Source organism: Paraglaciecola sp., from assembly GCF_039943935.1.
Lineage (GTDB): Bacteria > Pseudomonadota > Gammaproteobacteria > Enterobacterales > Alteromonadaceae > Paraglaciecola.
This window is the reverse complement of sequence record NZ_JBDUZQ010000024.1, coordinates 1-19386: the sequence shown is the minus strand read 5'-3', so window position 1 is coordinate 19386 and position 19386 is coordinate 1. Positions and strand designations below refer to the sequence as shown.

General features: G+C 41.1%; 21 protein-coding genes and 1 pseudogene. 17 read left to right on the top strand and 5 right to left on the bottom strand.

Annotation, left to right across the window (positions count from 1 at the left end):
- Positions 1 to 9: 9 nt before the first annotated feature.
- Positions 10 to 327, bottom strand: coding sequence for an iron donor protein CyaY (cyaY, locus tag ABJD71_RS16630; RefSeq protein WP_348172034.1), 318 nt, complete (start codon positions 325 to 327; stop codon positions 10 to 12).
- Between the two features lie 108 nt (positions 328 to 435).
- Between cyaY and gmk the strand changes: the two genes are divergently transcribed.
- From gmk to ABJD71_RS16590, 8 genes are all read left to right on the top strand, one after another.
- Positions 436 to 1083, top strand: coding sequence for a guanylate kinase (gmk, locus tag ABJD71_RS16625; RefSeq protein ID WP_348172033.1), 648 nt, complete (start codon positions 436 to 438; stop codon positions 1081 to 1083).
- A gap of 90 nt (positions 1084 to 1173) precedes the next feature.
- Positions 1174 to 1446, top strand: coding sequence for a DNA-directed RNA polymerase subunit omega (gene rpoZ, locus ABJD71_RS16620; protein ID WP_348109945.1), 273 nt, complete (start codon positions 1174 to 1176; stop codon positions 1444 to 1446).
- A 215-nt stretch (positions 1447 to 1661) separates the two neighbouring features.
- Complete coding sequence (gene spoT, locus ABJD71_RS16615) at positions 1662 to 3794, top strand: bifunctional GTP diphosphokinase/guanosine-3',5'-bis pyrophosphate 3'-pyrophosphohydrolase (protein WP_348172031.1); 2133 nt, start codon at positions 1662 to 1664, stop codon at positions 3792 to 3794.
- 21 nt (positions 3795 to 3815) lie between these two features.
- On the top strand, positions 3816 to 4202 hold the full coding sequence (locus ABJD71_RS16610) for a RidA family protein (protein WP_348172028.1): 387 nt from the start codon (positions 3816 to 3818) through the stop codon (positions 4200 to 4202).
- 43 nt (positions 4203 to 4245) lie between these two features.
- Positions 4246 to 4962, top strand: coding sequence for a tRNA (guanosine(18)-2'-O)-methyltransferase TrmH (gene trmH, locus ABJD71_RS16605; protein WP_348172660.1), 717 nt, complete (start codon positions 4246 to 4248; stop codon positions 4960 to 4962).
- Between the two features lie 108 nt (positions 4963 to 5070).
- A complete protein-coding gene (locus ABJD71_RS16600) occupies positions 5071 to 5703 on the top strand; it encodes a peroxiredoxin-like family protein (protein WP_348172025.1) in 633 nt (210 codons plus the stop codon).
- 158 nt (positions 5704 to 5861) lie between these two features.
- On the top strand, positions 5862 to 7937 hold the full coding sequence (gene recG, locus ABJD71_RS16595; RefSeq protein WP_348172022.1) for an ATP-dependent DNA helicase RecG: 2076 nt from the start codon (positions 5862 to 5864) through the stop codon (positions 7935 to 7937).
- Positions 7930 to 8718, top strand: a complete 789-nt coding sequence (locus tag ABJD71_RS16590; RefSeq protein WP_348172019.1) for a class I SAM-dependent methyltransferase — start codon at positions 7930 to 7932, stop codon at positions 8716 to 8718. The genes recG and ABJD71_RS16590 overlap by 8 nt, the downstream gene beginning before the upstream one ends.
- A 37-nt stretch (positions 8719 to 8755) precedes the next feature.
- Here ABJD71_RS16590 and ABJD71_RS16585 read toward each other — a convergent pair whose 3' ends face one another.
- From ABJD71_RS16585 to ABJD71_RS16570, 4 genes are all read right to left on the bottom strand, one after another.
- Complete coding sequence (locus ABJD71_RS16585; protein ID WP_348172016.1) at positions 8756 to 9220, bottom strand: VOC family protein; 465 nt, start codon at positions 9218 to 9220, stop codon at positions 8756 to 8758.
- A gap of 285 nt (positions 9221 to 9505) precedes the next feature.
- Positions 9506 to 10120, bottom strand: coding sequence for a DNA-3-methyladenine glycosylase I (locus ABJD71_RS16580; RefSeq protein WP_348172013.1), 615 nt, complete (start codon positions 10118 to 10120; stop codon positions 9506 to 9508).
- 65 nt (positions 10121 to 10185) lie between these two features.
- Positions 10186 to 11343 (bottom strand): sigma-70 family RNA polymerase sigma factor, encoded by a 1158-nt coding sequence (locus tag ABJD71_RS16575; RefSeq protein WP_348172010.1) that lies wholly within the window; start codon positions 11341 to 11343, stop codon positions 10186 to 10188.
- A complete protein-coding gene (locus ABJD71_RS16570) occupies positions 11340 to 12272 on the bottom strand; it encodes an alpha/beta hydrolase (RefSeq protein ID WP_348172007.1) in 933 nt (310 codons plus the stop codon). Before ABJD71_RS16570 ends, ABJD71_RS16575 begins: the two co-directional genes overlap by 4 nt.
- Before the next feature lie 203 nt (positions 12273 to 12475).
- On the opposite strand from ABJD71_RS16570, the gene ABJD71_RS16565 reads away from it, so the two are divergent.
- The 9 genes and pseudogenes from ABJD71_RS16565 to ABJD71_RS16525 form a co-directional block, all read left to right on the top strand.
- The gene (locus tag ABJD71_RS16565) at positions 12476 to 13357 is read left to right on the top strand and encodes an ABC transporter ATP-binding protein (RefSeq protein ID WP_348172005.1); all 882 of its coding nucleotides are present in this window, start codon (positions 12476 to 12478) and stop codon (positions 13355 to 13357) included.
- Between the two features lie 25 nt (positions 13358 to 13382).
- Positions 13383 to 14162: an ABC transporter permease gene (locus ABJD71_RS16560; RefSeq protein ID WP_348172002.1), complete on the top strand. Its 780-nt coding sequence runs from the start codon at positions 13383 to 13385 to the stop codon at positions 14160 to 14162.
- 46 nt (positions 14163 to 14208) lie between these two features.
- The gene (locus ABJD71_RS16555) at positions 14209 to 15339 is read left to right on the top strand and encodes a sensor histidine kinase (RefSeq protein ID WP_348172657.1); all 1131 of its coding nucleotides are present in this window, start codon (positions 14209 to 14211) and stop codon (positions 15337 to 15339) included.
- 5 nt (positions 15340 to 15344) lie between these two features.
- Entirely contained in the window at positions 15345 to 15962 is a 618-nt protein-coding gene (locus ABJD71_RS16550) for a response regulator transcription factor (RefSeq protein WP_348171999.1), read from the top strand.
- Between the two features lie 77 nt (positions 15963 to 16039).
- Positions 16040 to 17221 (top strand): NAD(P)/FAD-dependent oxidoreductase, encoded by a 1182-nt coding sequence (locus ABJD71_RS16545; RefSeq protein ID WP_348171996.1) that lies wholly within the window; start codon positions 16040 to 16042, stop codon positions 17219 to 17221.
- A gap of 360 nt (positions 17222 to 17581) precedes the next feature.
- Positions 17582 to 17725 (top strand): hypothetical protein, encoded by a 144-nt coding sequence (locus ABJD71_RS16540; RefSeq protein ID WP_348146827.1) that lies wholly within the window; start codon positions 17582 to 17584, stop codon positions 17723 to 17725.
- A 189-nt stretch (positions 17726 to 17914) separates the two neighbouring features.
- Entirely contained in the window at positions 17915 to 18493 is a 579-nt protein-coding gene (locus ABJD71_RS16535; RefSeq protein WP_348171993.1) for a hypothetical protein, read from the top strand.
- Positions 18494 to 18551: 58 nt separating this feature from the next.
- The gene (locus tag ABJD71_RS16530; protein WP_348171990.1) at positions 18552 to 19142 is read left to right on the top strand and encodes a hypothetical protein; all 591 of its coding nucleotides are present in this window, start codon (positions 18552 to 18554) and stop codon (positions 19140 to 19142) included.
- An 85-nt stretch (positions 19143 to 19227) separates the two neighbouring features.
- A pseudogene (locus ABJD71_RS16525) lies at positions 19228 to 19386 on the top strand (transposase); the annotation flags it as partial.

Below are 19386 nucleotides of genomic sequence, written 5' to 3'. Positions count from 1 at the left end.
AGGCTCTTATTATTTTCTGAGATTAACTGTTGTTTCTGCTTGCTTAGATATGGCTTCATCTAAGAATGACCAAAATTCAACACCGGTGCGCTCGTCTATCCACTGCTCATTTTGAAAATTAAAATGATGCCCATTGAATTTAGTCGCCATCCACAATTGTTGTAATGGTGGTTGCTTATTAATGATAATTTTTGTGCCATTTATAAATGTCATAGTGAGAATACTGCCTGCTGATTCATAATCAATATCCACTTCGCATTCATCTAACATTTCTTCAATGTCTATAAGTAAGTCGTCGGTCATTTGATGATATTGGCTGTCATTCATATCGTTACCTGTTTTGGCTAATTGAATTTGGGTACTCGGCCCTTGATACAGACTATGCTAACATTGCCAACTAACTGCGACATAACATTTAATAGCTAAAAGATAAAAATGCCTCAAACTCTCGGAAATCTATTTATTCTTGCTGCGCCTTCAGGGGCCGGTAAATCTAGCCTTATCAAAGCCCTATTAGAAAAACATCAAACTACAGGTGTGCATAATAATGCCATGCAGGTATCGGTATCCCATACAACTCGGGCACCTAGACCAGGTGAAGTTGATGGGGTGCATTATCATTTTGTTAACCATACTGAGTTCGAAGCCTTAATTGCTGAAAATGCATTTTTTGAATGGGCTGAGGTATTCGGTAACTATTATGGTACCTCTAGAGTGGTTATTGAACAGACCCTAGCTAAAGGCATTGATGTGTTTTTAGATATTGATTGGCAAGGCGCTAGGCAAGTCAAAGCACAAATCCCTGATACGGCTACTATCTTTGTTGCTCCTCCCTCAAAAGAAGAATTAAAAAGACGGTTAACACAAAGAGGGCAAGACTCTGCAGAGGTTATTGCTGAGCGAATGACAAAAGCTGTATCAGAAATATCCCATTATCATGAGTTTGATTTTATAGTGGTGAATGATGATTTTGAGGCTGCTTTAAATGAATTAGATGCCATAGTGATCACTAGGCGCTTGCGAAAAGAGAAGCAAATTATTCGTTATCAGAGCTTATTTGATAATTTATTGACGGATAAATAGACAATACTCGATCAAATAGCTTTAAAACTGTCGCATTAGCCAGTACACTACGCGACCTTTTTTTATATATTACCATCGACGGAGATCATCATGGCCCGCGTAACAGTTGAAGACGCAGTAGATAAAGTTGGCAACAGATTTGATTTAGTATTAGTGGCTGCTCGTCGTGCTCGCCAAATTGCTATTGAAGGTAAAGAGCCTATGGTAGCACGTGGCACTGATAAGCCTACAGTTGTTGCCTTGCGTGAAATTGAAGAAGGTTTAGTGACTGCTGATACATTAGAAGCAGATACTTTACGTGATCAACAAGCACAAGACCAAGCAGAGTTTGATTCAGTAACTAATATTCTTGCAGAGCAATAAAATTTTTTGATTGTTTGCCTGCTTTAAAATACAGGGCTGACAAATATTAAAATGTTATTGTTAGGTACTTACCTCATTGTATGTTTCGCGTACAACTTGGGGTAAGTATTTTTGGCTTTTTCAGACATTTCTGAAAATTTTAATTATTGCCGTTGGCATCCCCCGAAATTACCCGTATTCTTAGATTATTCATCCATTAATAGAAAGTATTAGCTGTGTATCTCTTTGAGGGTCTTAAACAAAAGCTCGAATCTTATTTGCCGCCCGAAAAGGTTGCGGATACTCAACGTGCGTTTGTTGTAGCTAGAGATGCTCACAGTGGCCAAATGCGTTCTAGTGGTGACCCCTACATCACTCATCCTGTAGCGGTTGCTGGTATTTTAGCAGATATGCGCCTTGACCATGAAACCCTCATGGCTGCGTTATTACATGATGTAATTGAAGACACCCATCATAGCAAAGACGACCTCAGTGAGCAGTTCGGCCTGACGGTAGGTGAGTTGGTTGAGGGGGTCAGCAAGTTAGATAAAATCCACTTTAGCAATAAGCTAGAAGCCCAAGCCGAAAACTTCCGAAAAATGATGATGGCTATGGTGCAAGATATTCGTGTTATTTTGATTAAGTTAGCCGACCGAACACATAATATGCGAACACTGGGCTCTTTGCGTCCTGATAAACGTCGCCGAATTGCCCGTGAAACTCTCGATATTTATGCGCCTATAGCTCACAGGTTGGGTATTCATGCTATTAAAAATGAACTCGAAGACTTAGGCTTTCAAGCCATGTATCCCTTAAGGCATAGAGCATTAATGGGAGCGGTTAAACAGGCTAGAGGTAATCGTAAAGAAATTATTGAAAATACCCGTAAAGAAGTTGAGTCTCGCTTAGAAGACTTTCAGATTGAAACCATAGTTAGCGGGCGAGAGAAACACCTTTATTCTATTTATCGCAAAATGAAAAACAAAGAGTTGATGTTCAATGAAGTCATGGACATTTACGCTTTTAGGGTAGTGGTTGAGTCGGTTGATCATTGCTATCGAGCACTAGGTGCTATGCATGGTTTGTATAAACCCATTGAAGGTCGCTTTAAAGATTACATAGCCATTCCTAGGCTAAATGGCTACCAGTCTTTACATACCTCTTTGATTGGTCCTCATGGTATCCCTGTTGAAATTCAAATTCGCACCGAAAATATGGATCATATGGCCGACAAAGGTGTTGCTGCCCATTGGTTATATAAAGATGATACTGATAACTCTGGTACTACAGCTCAAGTGCGTGCTCGCAAATGGATGCAGTCTTTAATTGAATTACAACAAAGTGCCAGTTCTTCTTTTGAGTTTATCGAAAATGTTAAAACGGATTTATTTCCAGAAGAAATTTATGTCTTTTCTCCAGACGGACGGATCATTGAGTTGCCTTTAGGTGCCACGGCTGTTGATTTTGCTTATGAGGTGCATTCTGACGTAGGAAATAGCTGTGTTGGGGTCAAGGTTGAAAGGCGACCGTTTTCACTTAGTAAACCATTAGAAAATGGTCAAACTGTTGAAATCATAACCTCGCCAAGAGCTAAACCCAATGCGAATTGGTTGAACTTTGTCGTTACGGCAAGGGCGCGTTCTAATATTCGACACTACCTTAAAAATCAGCGCGCAGAAGAAGCCGTGGTGATGGGTAATAGGTTGCTGAGGCATGCATTAGGTAGAATTAAATTAGATGACGTGTCAAAAGAAGACATTGATCGAGTGGTGTTGGAAACCAAGCATAATAACTTTAACGAGTTGTTAGGTGACATAGGTTTAGGTAATGAGCTTAGCGCGATTGTTGCTAGACGTTTGTTAGGGGAAAATACAGAATTTGATAAGCAAGGTAAGGTTGCTATTCGAGGCACTGAGGGGTTATTGGTTTCTTTCTCTCGTTGTTGTCACCCAATACCTGATGATGAGATTGTTGCTATCCTCAGCCCTGGTAGAGGCCTAGCTATCCATCAAAACGGCTGTAGTAATATTCGTAAGCTCACAAAAGAAGAGCCACACCGTGTTTTAATAATGAAATGGGATGAGGATGTTAAAGGCGAGTTCCATGCATCACTGCGCGTAGAGTTAGTCAATCATCAAGGTACATTGGCCACATTAACCAATACAGTCGCCCGTTGCGGTTCTAATATTGTCAGCCTACAAACTGAAGAAAAAGAAAGTAATGTATATTACATCGATATTGAATTAATGGTCCAAAACCGTCTGCAATTAGCAAATGTGATGCGTAAAATACGCACTATGCCAGAGGTGCAGAGAGTTTCAAGACACAGCCAAGCAAAACTTAACAAACAAAACATCCATAAATCTTAATTTTTAAAAAGGTAAACTATCATGTCTAAGTCGGTTATTCATACAGACAAGGCGCCGCAAGCGATCGGTACATACAGCCAAGCAGTCAAAAGCGGCACTACAGTATATTTATCTGGGCAAATCCCCCTTGTACCAGAGACTATGGAAATCATTTCGGAAGATTTTGAAGAGCAAGCTCATCAAGTGTTTAAGAATATTCAAGCTGTATGTGAAGCGGCTGGTGGCACAGTAAATGACCTTGCAAAGGTGAATATATTTTTAATCGATCTCTCTAAGTTTGCCATGGTTAACGAAATCATGAGTCAGTATTTTGAGCAACCTTATCCAGCAAGGGCAGCAGTTCAAATCAGTGCATTGCCTAAAGCGGTACAAATAGAAATTGACGGTGTGATGGAATTACCCGAATAAATAATGAGTAAATGAATAGATCTGCATGACCTCACACTCACGAATGTCTCCTGAGAGGTATGCCCGTATTAGGCAGCTTCTCGCTTTAAGGCAACCAAGCCTAACGGTATGTTTAGAACAACTCTATAAACCACATAATGCCTCTGCGATTGTGCGTAGTTGTGATGCTGTGGGAATACACAAAGTTCATGCTGTTTGCTCGCAAGATCCAGATAGCCCACAAAGTGCCTCAGGTTTAAAAGAAAGTGCTATGTTAAAAGCTACAGCTATGGGCAGCGAACACTGGGTAGAAACCCATGTGCATGCGGATATTGATAGTGCAGTTGATGTTTTAAAGCAGCAGAATATGCAAATCTTGGTAACCAATCTGAGCCCCGCTGCAGTAGACTTTCGGGAGATTGATTACACCCAGCCTACGGCTATTCTTTTGGGCCAAGAAAAGCTTGGTGTGAGTGCTAAAGCAAAAGCTTTTGCAGATAAAGAAATAATTATTCCTATGGTGGGGATGGTGCAATCGTTAAATGTGTCAGTGGCCGCCGCTCTCATTTTATATGAGGCTCAGCGCCAACGGCAGTTAGCTGGTATGTATGAAAAATCTCTATTGGATGAAGAAACTTGCCAGCGTACGTTATTCGCCGGTGGCTTTCCAAATTTCAAAAAAATTTGTGACCGCAAGGGCTTAGCGTACCCTCATATTAATACTGAGGGGGTGATTGAAGCTGATGAAGTATGGTGGCAACAACTTCAGCATAGTAGTTAACGTATACTCTATGGACCTAAATAACTATTAAACCAAATGAAATTATATTTGAGTTTTCTGGTTCTTTATCGTCTATCAATCCGTGTTTGGAAAAAAAGGAAAATTGTTATGTTTTATACTCGTTTGGCCATGCCAATATTGCTGTGTTTATTGTCTTTACAGGTGAGCGCATTAGATCGAACTCGCATTGCCGACAACGCTGAAGATGTGACCCCTCTTTTAGTGGGGCAAAGTACACCAAATAGTAAACTACAGACTGCGGATGGAAGCCCAGTGAGTTTAAAAGCATTTACCATGCAAAAACCTACTGTCTTGATATTTTATCGCGGGGGCTGGTGTCCTTATTGCACAAGGCAGTTAGCTGGTTTAAAAGATATTGAAGTACAGCTAGATGAATTGGGCTATCAGATTTTAGCAATTTCTCCAGAAACCCCAGCTCAGCTACAAGAACAAAAATTGCAAACGCAATTTACAGTGCAGTTGCTGTCTGATCCAGAACTAGAGGCTATTTCTGGCTTTGGAGTAGGTTTTTATGTACCTAATGAAACTCGTAGCAAGTACAAAAATAAGTGGGATATTAATTTAAATATTGAAGAACGCACAGATAAAGCGGTGTTGCCCGCCCCAGCAGTTTTTATTTTGGATCAAAAAGGTGTAGTTAAATTTAGCTATGTCAATCCAAATTATAAAGAGCGTTTATCTCCAGAGTTGTTGTTTCAGGCAGCTAAGCTCTCGCTTTAGATCATTTTATAACCGAGTCGCTATGTTTCGGCTCGGTAAACCTTGCGTATAAAAGAATAATCTCCGAGTATTAGTCATTAATTGTTAAATATTCTGGTTTTCTCTTTGTTCAATAACCAACAGCTATTTTTTTATAACGAGCTAAGTAAGTATTCTTCATGCTTGGGTTAGCGCAAAAGCCAATTACAACGCTAAAGGGAGTAGGTAGCAAAGCGGCTGAGAAGCTTGCTAAATTGTCGATCGTCACTGTCCAAGATTTGCTTTTTCATTTGCCTCACAGGTACGAAGATCGTACTCGTATTTATCCTATCACTGATTTACAACCTCACTTACATACCAGTATTCAAGGTGAAGTGATGTCGTGTGATATTCAATTTGGTCGTAAGCGTATGTTGGTGGTTCGACTAAGTGATGGTACAGGTACAGTGACCTTACGTTTTTTCCACTTTTCGGCGGCACAAAAAAATAATCTGCAAGTAGGTACTACAATTCGCTGCTTTGGTGAAGTGAAAGCCGGTAAGTTTGGACTAGAGATTATGCATCCCGAATATAAATCTATCGATGCAGACAAGCCAGACTCCATGCAAGCCTCACTGACTCCTGTATACCCAGCTACAGAGGGCATTAAACAACTCACTCTTAGAAGCTTGTCTGAACAGGCGCTGGTATTATTAGACAAAGGTGGTTTAGCTGAATTATTACCAGAAGGCTTGTATCAGCATCAAGTCAGTTTGATAGAGGCTTTACATTTAGTGCATCGTCCTCCTCCCGATGTGACCTTAAGCTTGTTAGAAGAAGGCAAACACCCAGCCCAACAACGCTTAGTGGTTGAAGAATTGCTTGCTCACCATTTGAGTGTATTGAAGGTGCGTCAACAAAGTCAGCAACAAGCCACTTACCCTATTTGGCCTGCAGCTAATTTACTGAATCAATTTCTAGGTAACCTACCCTTTAAGCCAACTAACGCACAATTAAAAGTTACCACTGACATACAAGACGACATGCAACAGAAGCAGCCTATGATGCGCTTAGTACAAGGTGATGTCGGCTCTGGTAAAACTTTAGTTGCAGCCTTAGCGGCTTTATCTGCAATCGCTGCTGGATATCAAGTGGGGCTGATGGCGCCTACTGAGTTGTTAGCCGAGCAACATGCTAGTAACTTTAGGCATTGGTTTGAACCTTTAGGCATCGAAATAGGTTGGCTTGCCGGTAAGTTGAAAGGCAAAGCTAGAGAAAAAGTACTTTCGCAACTTGCCAATAACGAAATCAAAATGCTGGTAGGCACCCATGCTATTTTTCAAGATACTGTGCAGTTTTCGTCACTTGCGTTAGTGATTGTGGATGAGCAACACCGGTTTGGTGTAGGGCAGCGCTTAGCTCTACGTAAAAAAGGAGAGTCTCAAGGCGCATTTCCCCATCAGCTAATTATGACTGCTACGCCCATCCCAAGAACATTAGCCATGACCGCCTATGCAGATCTAGATACCTCGGTCATTGATGAGTTACCACCAGGGCGTACGCCTGTTAAGACCGTCGTCTTGCCAGATTCGCGCCGTGAGGAGGTCATTAACCGAGTGCGCGATGTTAGTGTTGAGCAAGGCCGGCAAACCTACTGGGTATGTACTTTAATAGATGAGTCTGAATTTTTGCAAAGCCAAGCAGCTGAAGACACCGCTATTTTATTACGAACTGCGTTACCTGAGCTTAAAGTGGGTCTTGTTCATGGCCGATTAAAGTCTGATGAAAAACAAAGCATTATGGACGAGTTCAAAGCAGGAGACTTAGATTTACTGGTGGCAACCACAGTCATCGAAGTAGGCGTAGATGTACCTAATGCTAGCTTAATGATTATTGAAAACCCAGAGCGTTTGGGGCTTGCACAGTTGCACCAGCTACGTGGCAGGGTAGGGCGAGGGTCTGTTGAAAGTCATTGCGTACTGATGTATCAAAGCCCATTGTCTAAGACCGCTAATAAACGTTTAGCCGTACTTAGAGAATCTAACGACGGTTTTTATATCGCACAGCAAGATTTAGAAATACGCGGCCCTGGCGAGTTATTAGGGACTAAACAAACAGGTCTTGCTGATTTGAAAATTGCAGATTTAATGCGCGACGCCGAGCTCATCCCTCAGGTCCAAAACATTGCCGATCATTTGTGGCAACAATACCCATCAAACGCCCAAGCTATTATAAATCGCTGGTTAGGCAACAAAGAGCATTTTGGTCATGCATAAACTCCAAATAGAACGCAGTGTACCCGTTACCGTACCTAGTGATGCATGTGAGGCCTTAGTTGCCCAAGCTCAAGAAATTGCTAAAACATGGCGGTTAGATTTTAAAACAACAGCAAACAAAGGCTTAGCACTTTTTCAGCAACAAACGCACCTTGAACTAAGACAGCTCGATGAGCCTAAAGTTGGAGCGGTAATTGTTGACTTTGCGTCTAATGCCGCCACCCATAGACGTAAACATGGCGGAGGAAGAGGTGAAGCCGTCGCTAAAGCTGTGGGTTTGAAAGGCCAAAAAACATGGCGAGTTTTAGACGCCACTGCTGGCCTTGGGCGTGACGCTTTTGTATTAGCAAGCCTAGGGTGCAAAGTGGATATGATAGAACGCTCACCAATAGTGGCTGCACTGTTGCAAGATGGGTTAAATCGAGCTGAGGCAGATGTAGAGTTAAGTGCTTGGTTACCAGAGCATATGCAATTACATCATGGGGTTGCTGTAGATTTATTGTCAAAATGGCAGGGTGTTACACCAGATGTAGTGTATTTAGACCCAATGTTCCCTCATCGTAAAAAAAGTGCAGCGGTTAAAAAAGACATGCGTTTGTTTCAACAATTATTAGGCCCAGATGAAGATGCTGATTTGCTATTACCTCCGGCATTGGCATTGGCTAAAAAGCGCGTGGTCGTAAAACGCCCAGCAGGAGCCCCCTATTTAGCCAATAAAAAACCTGACATCGAAATGGCAGGAAAAGCAAACCGTTTCGATGTTTATTTAATTCACATATAAAGGTTAGTGGTTCTTTTGAGAGGCCCCAAACAGTGCTTTATGGTCTATGAATAAACTCTAAACGATTGCCGCTTGGCTCCCTAATCATCATATGTTTACCAGGCCCTCCGAATGCAAGTTCGGGTGCAAACTCAATCACAACCCCTTCTACATTTTTAAAGCGTTCGTGTAATTCATTTAAGGCGTCAAAACTAATAACAGTTATCGCTAAATGATGTAGCCCTACATTATTTTTGCGATCAAACGGCACTGTTTTTTGTGGTGATCTTGTCTGCCATAGTGTCAAAAATATGCTTCCGTCGCTCACAAATGTTGCTGGGTAATCAGGATCCCCACCTTTTATTTCCCACCCAAGGGTGTCGGTGAAAAAGGCGGTTGTTTTTTCTAAATTGCTAACAGTTAAACCTAAATGGTTTAGCCCATCAGTAAGGACGCTAGGTTTAGCATTTAGATTGAAGGTAAAAATAAGTATAAAAATTGACGAAAAGAGAAATTTCAACATGTCAGTTTCATTTTTTGAGTGATTTGCCTAACAGACCTAATTGAGTACAAAAATATTGCAATATTTTGCAGTTGCTTGGCTTGTGGCATAACATTGTTTATTTTACGAATAAACGTTTAAAAAACAATCAAAACACTAACGGCTTTTTATATGCCGATAGTATTTTGTTAATTGTTAAACGTTGTCATATTCAAGGTATTTACATGGTTTGAATAGCGAGTAGATGAATTAACTCACTTTTGGGTAGTAGCATTTAGTAAACTTACTAAGACTAAACTCCAAGAACTATGAGGTTTTAGGTCGTATAAGCTGTTCTCGCAGTTGTTTGGATTTAGCATGGCCAATACAAGTGAGTGCGTGGTCGTTTACCATGCCCATTGCCTGCATAAACGCGTACATAGTGGTAGGCCCTACAAATTTCCAGCCACGCTTTTTAAGATCCTTTGATAAAGCAATGGACTCGTCGCAGGTCGCCAATACCTCTGGCTCTATTGATTCATCTCGTTTAGGTTCATATTGCCAAAAATAGGCAGCTAAAGAGCCAAATTCTTTGATTATCTGTTGGGCTTTTTTTGCATTATTAACAGTGGCGGTTATTTTACCTCTATGACGCACTATGCCTGCATCTAATACTAAGCGCTCAATATCTTCATCAGTAAATGTAGCCACTTGATTAAAATCAAAATTTGCAAAAGCAGCTCTAAAGTTTTCACGCTTAACTAAGATGGTTAACCAACTTAACCCCGACTGAAACCCCTCTAAACAAATTTTTTCAAATAGGCGTTGATCATCAACAACAGGGTAACCCCATTCGTTGTCGTGGTAATCAATATAAAGTTGTGAGGCTGCGCACCATTCACAGCGCGGCTTATTATCTGCAGCGGTGAAAGTTTCTATCATATTTATCTCGTTTATTTTTTTGTGACTAGCCTACATTGGCGATTAGCATATGCAAACACCCTTTTTTAAAAGGATAATCTGCCACTAGATACCAAGCCATAAATTAACCCAGAGAAACCTGACAATAACCCCAAATATTTCCCCCAAAAACCACATAAGGCTTGAAACTTTTGATGGGATATTTCTTTGGTATCTATACTAGGCTCCGCTAGTGTTTGTTGTGCTATTAATGTCTGCATTTTGTTAGTGTGAAATAAGATACCCGCTGCAAAAATGCTAAATGCTGAGACAGGTCCCCACCAACCTGTTGTAAATTCATACCCTATAGTAAGTAAAACCGCGCTAAAGATAATCCAAATGGTTATGTTGCGCCTATAACTTAAAATTTGCTGTTTAGCCTCATCACTTGTGGCTTTCTTTAATAACGGCTTAGTACTCAAACGAATCGCAATAATCGCAAAAAAAGCACCTATCATAGAGCCACCCAAAAGTAGCCCAATTTTTTGTAGCACCCCAGTTTTTGAACTGGCACTTACCGAGCTAATAGTTGCTGCCGCCACTGGGCTACTGGTTGTAATGGCTCCTAAAATTAAGCCACTTAACCCAGCAGCAGGAGCGGTACTCAGTAGTAAGCGCCCATACTTGCCCATTATTTGTTTTTGCAGTAATTGCCTAACACGAGACAGTTTTTTACGCACATTCGCTTCACTCAACTCTAAAAGCCTAGCCACTTGCTGGCTAGATTGCTCTTCACGATAGTAAAGCAACACTAGTTCGCGGCTTTCATCGGGTAGCTTGTCTATAAAGTTCTGTATTATCAGGTTGGATTGGGTGCGCTGTATATTGTCATCTATGGCTAATTTGGGATCACAAAATTGCGCGAGTATTTGGTCGGCTTCTTCACCCTCAATTTTTTGACGTACCTTATTATCGCGAAGAAAATTAAGAGCTTTGTAGCGGGTCATTTGCCTTAACCAAGGTAAAAAGCTGTCGCCATTTTTTAGTTCTGTAATATTTTGCCATGCACCTATGTAAACTTGTTGGGTAACGTCTTCGCTATTATCTAAATCTTTCACTATGGATAATGCAATGCTAGATACAAGGTTTTGAGTGTGCTTAATTAAACGAGAGAAAGCTTGTTGATCGCCACCTTGCGCAAGGCTTATGTCATGATTTAAATCTTGTTGTTTATTATCTAAAGCTGGGCTAATAGTGGCATTCATAGTTGCGCCCCTAAAAATTGAATAACTTGTTGGTTAAGCCATAGTGGATCATCAAACATAATAAAATGCCGAGCCTGAGTATTCATCGTCAATTGAGCATGTGGTAAATGACTTAACTGTTGTTTGTACAAGGTTTCTACCATGGTTTTTTGTGAGTCAGAGTCAAACCCTCCTGATGCGCCTAACAATAAAACAGGTGAGGTGATGTTGGCAATATCTTGGCGTAAGTCATGACTCATTAAACTGTGAATCGCATAGCCTGAGGTAGTGGGGTCAGAGGTTTCTATCATAGCCATTACCTTAGCTTTTGCTGCATCTGTGCTGGCTTGTACTGACAGGCTATAACGAGACTGTTCGATAAGCTGTTGCAGCGACATATTCGAATACATTTGTTTAATTTGCTGGGCTTGAGCCGCTAGGCTTTGCACTGTTGTGTCGTTGCTGCGAGTAAATATTGGGCCAATAAAAGGTAGGCCATCTACCGAAATCACTGGGCCTATTGCTTTAGGTGCACTTGATGCCAACCACAAGCCCATAAACCCGCCTAAGCTATGGCCAATTATGATAGGTTTATGGAGTCTACGTTGGTGGATATAAGATAAAAGTTGGGTTTTAAGCTCTGTAATAGAGGGCTCAGTAACCGCGGGTGTTGCCGCAAAACCTGCCACGCTAATCTTATGTAGTTCATAGTGTGTGGACAGAGAGCTGGCTAATGAATCCCAAATGCGGCTGTCAGACATTAAACCCGGAATTAAAATAATAGGTCGACCAGCGCCTGAAACTTCAACTCTAAATTGATTATGAGACGCAATTTGCTCGCCAGCGAAAGCTTTTGAATTCACCGCTATTTGAAAAATAACAGTGGCTATAAACACAGCCACAAACCTTAGTAAAACCTCTGACTTTTTAGCTTTAGTCATTTTAAACATTGTGTGTTCCTTTTAAGAATGTAATCAACATCTCTAAGGCACGGCGAGTTTAAAAACTGTGACATTTAATTGTAGGTTTTTTGCATAACATGACATTTGTCATATTGAATTGATGACACTTGGCTCTGCCTAGCTGCTCTTGCTTGATTCATAGTGTCCCCATCATTTACAGCGACTTAATTACAGTAAAACGGAGTGCACACATGGCCCAACAAAATATGATTGCCTTTGCTAAAGGGTTAACCAAAGCTTTCAAAGGCAAATCTGCATTGTCGAATGTAGACCTTGAGATCTGCTCGGGTCAGGTTCTTGCCATACTTGGCGCGAACGGAGCGGGTAAGACAACCCTAATTAATATTCTATTGGGGCGTCTTAATCATGACTCGGGTGATGTCAGTTTGTTTAATGCTAAAGCAGGTTCTTTAGAAGCTAAGCGTTTAACTGGCGCTATGTTGCAAGTGGCTAATTTACCCGAAACCTTAAAAATTAAAGAACATATTCGCCTGTTTCAATGTTATTACCCTAACCCTATGCCCTATGAAAAAGTACTTGCTTACGCAGGCTTAGAAAAGATGCAAAACAGGTATTCTAAAAAGCTGTCTGGTGGTGAAAAACAGCGCTTACTGTTTGCGTTAAGTATTTGTGGTAACCCTAAATTGTTATTTTTAGATGAGCCAAGTGTAGGAATGGATATCGAGTCTAGGCAAAGCATGTGGCAGGCCATTCGTGATCTTAAAAGCACAGGGACCTCTATTGTCCTTACCACCCATTATTTACAAGAAGCTGACAGCCTAGCAGATGAAATTTTATTGTTAAAAGATGGCAAGGTCGTGAAAAGAGGTAGCAGCGAAGCAATAAAAGCCAGTGTTAATCATACCACCATACGTTTTTGTACAGATTTAGACGCCGCTGCCTTCGATGGGTTTGATGGTGTAGTGAGCTGCGCTAAAAGCGGTAAATATATTGAAGTTCAAACCAGTAATGCCAGCCAATGCTTGCAAGGGATACTCGCCGCATACCCTAATTTAGAAGACGTTACGGTAGAGCGCGCTGGCCTAGAAGAAGCCTTTAAACAACTTAGCTAATAATTGAAATTTAAGGAGAGAAACAATGGGATCACATATCAATCATGATCAAACAATGACGTTCAACAAACACGTAAACGTATATTGGCAAGAAACTAAGTACGAATGGCTGAAATCTATCCGTAACCCTGCGTTTGCTTTGCCTGCTGTTACATTTCCTGGGTTGTTTTATGTGTTTTTTGGGGTGTTGATGAATGGTTATAACCCTCAGGCCGCTACTTACTTATTATGTACCTACGGGGTATTTGGTGTAATGGGGCCTGCGTTATTTTCGTTTGGAGCGGGTTTGGCCATAGAAAGAGGGCAAGGTTGGTTAGACATTAAATCGGCATCACCTATGCCGGGTGGGGCACAAGTTATCAGTCGTCTTTTCGTATCTATGGGGTTTTCTATACTGATCTTGTTAAGTTTAGGAGGGCTAGCTGCAAGCCTTACCGATATCAGCTTAACCTTATCGCAAGTAGGTGTGTTGTCTGTAATCTTAGTGTTAGGTGGCTTACCCTTTTGTTTGTTAGGACTAACATTGGGCTTGTCTTTAAAAGCTGAAAGCGCACCTGTGGTAATTAATATGGTGTACTTACCTATGTCGTTTTTATCTGGTTTGTGGATACCTATTGCTATGCTGCCAGAGTTTTTACAGTCTTTTGCTGAGTTTTTACCGCCTTATCATTTGTCGCAGCTTGCTTTAAAAGTAGTGGGATTAGATGCGGGTGGTTCGGTTGCCAATCACATACTTATTTTGGGGCTGTTTAGTGGTATATTTTATGTGTTTGCTGTTTTAGCATCTCGTAAAAAAGCGAACTAATTGAAGGCTTTAGAACAGCAATTTTATAAATGTTAGAGTGAATGTGATGAAGCGATTATTGCAAAAAATAGACGGTTGGTTGTTGCCCCGAAACCTCAATGAGCAAAGCTCTCCCTATGTATGGCTGATTTATTTGCCGCTATTTTTTGTACCTGTTGCTTTTTTGCATCAACACCCGATGGATTTTGTTTGGGTGTTGGTGGCAACTTTTGCGTTCTTAGCATTGTATTTTCATGCCTTTTGGGTGAAAGGCCAAACGGTTATCTATCATATTGTGGCTATCATTCTGATAGCTAGCCTTTCAGCACTAATTACCGCCACTGCTAGTACCTTGTTTATTTATGCCGCCGCATTTTGTAGTCGCTTAAAGCCCATAAAGTATGCCCTAGGTGTACTCGTTGCTATCTTGATTTGGATTGCCTCAATAAGCTGGGTATTTAGCTTTGAGCTGTACTTTATTCTGCCTGCCTTGGTATTTTCGTTAATTATTGGTTTATTAAATATTTATCAATATGCCTTACACGAAAACAAGCAAGCGCTTATTTTGTCACGTAAAGAAACCCAGCGCCTAGCCAAAGTAGCAGAGCGTGAGCGTATCGCCCGTGACTTACATGACTTAATTGGTCATACGTTTTCGGTGATTACCCTTAAAGCAGATTTGGCAGGGCGGTTACTAGATAAAGACCTTGAAAAAGCCCGCAGTGAAATAAAGCAACTCGAAGAGATATCTCGCAATGCTTTAAGCCAGGTACGAGAGGTGGTATCGGGTTACCGCACCAGTGACTTACTCAGTGAACTAGCCAATGCAAAAAATGTATTCGCTAGTCTAAATATTAAATTTGACTATGAGTTTGAAAACATAGATGAGCAGCATATTGAATTAGATTTAGCTGCCAATAAAGAGTTAGCTATAGTGCTGCGAGAGTTAGTGACTAACATCATCAAACACGCTAAAGCCGATTCTGTCACGGCTAATATCATGCAGCAAAACGGTAAAATAATACTGAGTATGCAAGATAATGGTGTGGGTATCGACAGTACTCAAATTCATGGCAATGGCCTTAAAGGTATTACCGAACGCATTCAATATTTAAATGGCTCTTTCACTATTCAAAGTGGGGCAGGGGTAGAGGGCACACTAACCCAGGTTAGTTTACCTGTGGTTGATAAGGACTAATCAAGATGAAAACCATCAATATATTACTGGCTGAAGACCAAACCATGTTACTCAATGCACTGGCCACTATCTTAGACTTAGAAGATAACCTGCATGTGGTACAAAGCTGTGCTAACGGTAAACAAGCCTTTGATTATGTGCAATCGCCAGAGTCTGAAAAGGTAGACATAGTTCTCACCGATATTGAAATGCCAGATATGACAGGCTTAGAATTGGCACAACAACTTCATGATACCCAAGCAAATTGCAAAACTATTATTCTGACTACCTTTGCCAGAAGTGGGTACTTACGCCGTGCCATGGATGCAGGGGTAAAAGGGTACCTGTTAAAAGACTCGCCTTCTCAAGATTTGATCGACGCCATTCAAAAAGTGTATCAAGGGGGCACGGCTATTGCGCCAGAACTGATGGTTGAATCTTGGATGGAAAAAGACCCGCTATCAGACAAAGAGCGGCATGCGCTGCGCTTAGCAAAAGATGGATTGAGCACCGAAAAAATTGCCGAAAAGCTATTTTTATCTACCGGTACAGTGCGCAACTATTTGTCATCGGCATCGAGTAAATTACATGCTAAAAATCGTGTGGAAGCAGCCAGAATAGCCCATCAAAATGGTTGGCTGTAAGGCTAAACTAATTTAACTACCTGCAACCCTTATAGATACTTTATAATCTCAGCCTTGAGGATAGGGTGAGTAATCTTTTGAAAAACGTAGATGTAATCGTAATAGGGGCCGGTGCGGCTGGATTGTTTTGTGCCATTGAGGCTGCTAAGCGTGGGCGCAGTGTAACCGTGCTAGACCACGCCAAGCGCTTAGGAGGTAAAATTCTGATGTCGGGCGGTGGCCGCTGTAATTTTACTAACATGTACGCCAGTCACGAAAACTTTTTATCTAACAACCCCCACTTTTGTAAATCAGCCCTAAGTCGCTATACCCAATGGGATTTTATAGGGTTAGTTTGCGAGCACGGCATTGCCTATCACGAGAAAACCCTAGGGCAACTTTTTTGCGATGACAGCGCTAAAGACATCTTGAATATGCTGCTGGCCGAGTGCGAAAAAGCAGGGGTAACCATTACCAATCAGTGTGAAATTCTATCGGTTCAGAAATCAGAAGCAGGGTTTGAGCTGAATACCGCTAAAGGTCAGTTTCAAAGCGAATCATTAGTGGTGGCAACAGGCGGTTTATCTATGCCCAAACTAGGGGCCAGCCCCTATGGTTACCAAATAGCAGAGCAATTTGGTTTAAAGGTGTTACCCACGCGGGCAGGGCTAGTGCCTTTTACCTTGCACGAACAAGATAAAAAAGTTCTCGCCGAGCTAAGTGGTATTTCGTTAGACGCCAGCGCCAGTTGCATTAACACCTCATTTAATGAAAATATTCTCTTTACACACAGAGGCTTAAGTGGCCCAGCCGTGCTACAAATATCCTCATTTTGGGAGCCGGGGCAAAGTGTTGAGTTTGATTTGTTTCCTAATGGCGACCTACTCGCAGAACTGCAAAAAGCACAGCAAAACCAGCCTGATGTACAACTCAGTACCGCACTCTCAAGCCACTACCCCAAACGTTATGTACAAGCGGCCCTGCCGTACCTAGGGGTTGAAAACAAGCCACTAAAACAATATCAAGGCAAACAACTTGAACAAGCTGCCCTTGCTTTTCATCAGTGGCAACTTAAACCCAATGGCACCGAAGGTTATCGCACCGCTGAAGTGACACTAGGTGGCGTAGACACAGACGAACTTTCATCAAAAACCATGGAAGCCAAAAAGGTTAAAGGCCTATATTTTGTAGGCGAAGTGATGGACGTAACCGGTTGGCTAGGCGGCTTTAATTTTCAATGGGCGTGGAGCAGTGGTTGGGTAGCTGGGCAAGTAGTATGATGTGCTTCATCCTTGAGCCTATAACTGCCTTACTCTCACTTTTCGCCCAAATCACTTAGTAACATATAAGCTCAATGGGTCTCAAAGTTCGAAAGCGTTGTTATAGACTCAATGCTATTGCACATCACTTATCACGCTTAGGATCTGTAGCTCGTTTATCTGCTTTGCTTATTGAGATTATTCACTTCGTTCACCGCAATCCATTGCGGGTTTCAAACCTCATCCCTGAGGCTCAACTTACTTTTTACCAACAGCCGCAAAAAGTAAGCAAAAAGGGCCGCGCTCCGGCCAAGTTCTAATACCTACGCGACTTGCCAAATAAAAGCCGCAATGATTTGTTCCCTACAAGGCATTGCTTAAATGACATCCCTGTCATTTACCTTCTATTTGACTGCGTTGCTCGGTGAACTTGGAGTCGCGATAAAATCAAAAGCATCGGCTGCGGCATTTTTAAATTCTATTTGTGCTAATGGTTTATCCAGTTTTGATTACAACTCCGCATAACAGCAAGATCTAGGAAAAATTCCGTATTTCTCCATTGGCTGAATGAATAGGTGGTAATAAAGTTAACCTGTACAATAGGTTAGGGATTATGGTAGAAATGGGGTATGTAGAAAGGCGGAAAAATTCCGTGTTTAAACATGAAATTTTTCCGGATATTAATATTGTTATGCAAAAGGAAATTGATAGATCGTGAAAATTATTTATATTCTAATTATTGCAGCCGTAGCTGGTTTTCATATATATGCGGCTTTTGACCCTTGCGTAACGTCTCCGTTAGATTTCAATTTAATTTTATTATTATTAATCCCATTTTTAATATTTGTTTGGAAAGATGCTTCAAGTATTAAATTTGGATCTAAGGGACTTGAGCTAGAAAAATTAAAACAAAATGTAAATAAAACCATCAAGCATGCAGTTCATGGAGAAAGTATTGATCACAAATCATTAGAGACTTTATTTAAATCTGTTGAAACCAATGATTGGCTAAAGTTAGTGTTAGCAAGAATGCTAATGAGAAAAGGGCTTATAGTCTTAAAGCCTGATCATGGTTTAGGTGTATCTCCAAGCCTTTCTAAACTTATAATCATGTGCCATGAAGAAAATAAAATCACTGATAGTGAAAAAACAGATCTAGAAAAGCTTAGAAATATCACTTTTTACGCGGAATGGTGGGATGGCGATGCGCCAACACTAGGGGACTGGAAATGGGCTATAGAAAAGAGCCCTGAAATCATTGAGCAACTGTTCGACAAGCAAATAATTGTATAACAAGCGCCAGCTTGCTACGCAGTTGAGTCGGGCGTTATAAGTCAGAGGTTCAGTGAACATGGTTAATTATCGCAAGCTGTTACTCACCCTGATTGCTGTAGTGAGTTTTTTAGCTCCGATTTTGGCTTATGCATATAAGTTTGGCTTTGGTGTTTGGGAGAGCAATGAGGATTGGGCTCATATGGGCAGTGCTATTGGAGGGCTATATGCACCGTTATTTGCTCTCTTCACCCTTTTAATTTTGGTAAAGCAATTTTTGCATCAAAGAGATTTTGGGGTATATCAACAAAGGGAAGCGTCCCGAAAAAACGTGTTTGAAATGGTTGATCGGTATTCACAAAAACTTGATTCAATGCTCACCGATGACTTAAAAGAAAAACTGAGGCTACTGGCTGAGTTAGAGTCATACAACACGCAAGTGTCCAGCCTGAAAAGTGACCTACTAGATGTCTTTACGGTATGGGCGAGCTTATATGCAACAATGGGCAGGTGTAGTGAACTCGAGCCGATAATGAAAGTTGATCTAAGTGCTGTACCCGTATTGCACTTAACATTTAATGTATGCCTTGACTTAGAGCTTGCTGATAGCAAACATTTTAACAAAAGTGGAAATAATTGGTCATTTTACCAACATTTCTCTGACTTATAAACTCACCTGGACACCCAAGATAAATTTGGATGTTTTTAATAGTTGAACTAGGCTTTTAGGGTTAATTATTTGAAAGGATTCAATGATGCCCCAGTCCCGCAAATCTCAAGTTAGTTTGTCAGATACCCCTTATTATCATTGTGTGAGTCGTTGTGTACGCCGTTCATTTTTGTGTGGCGTGGACAATTACTCAGGGCAAAGCTATGAGCATAGAAGAGGGTGGGTTGAAGATAGGTTGTTGTTT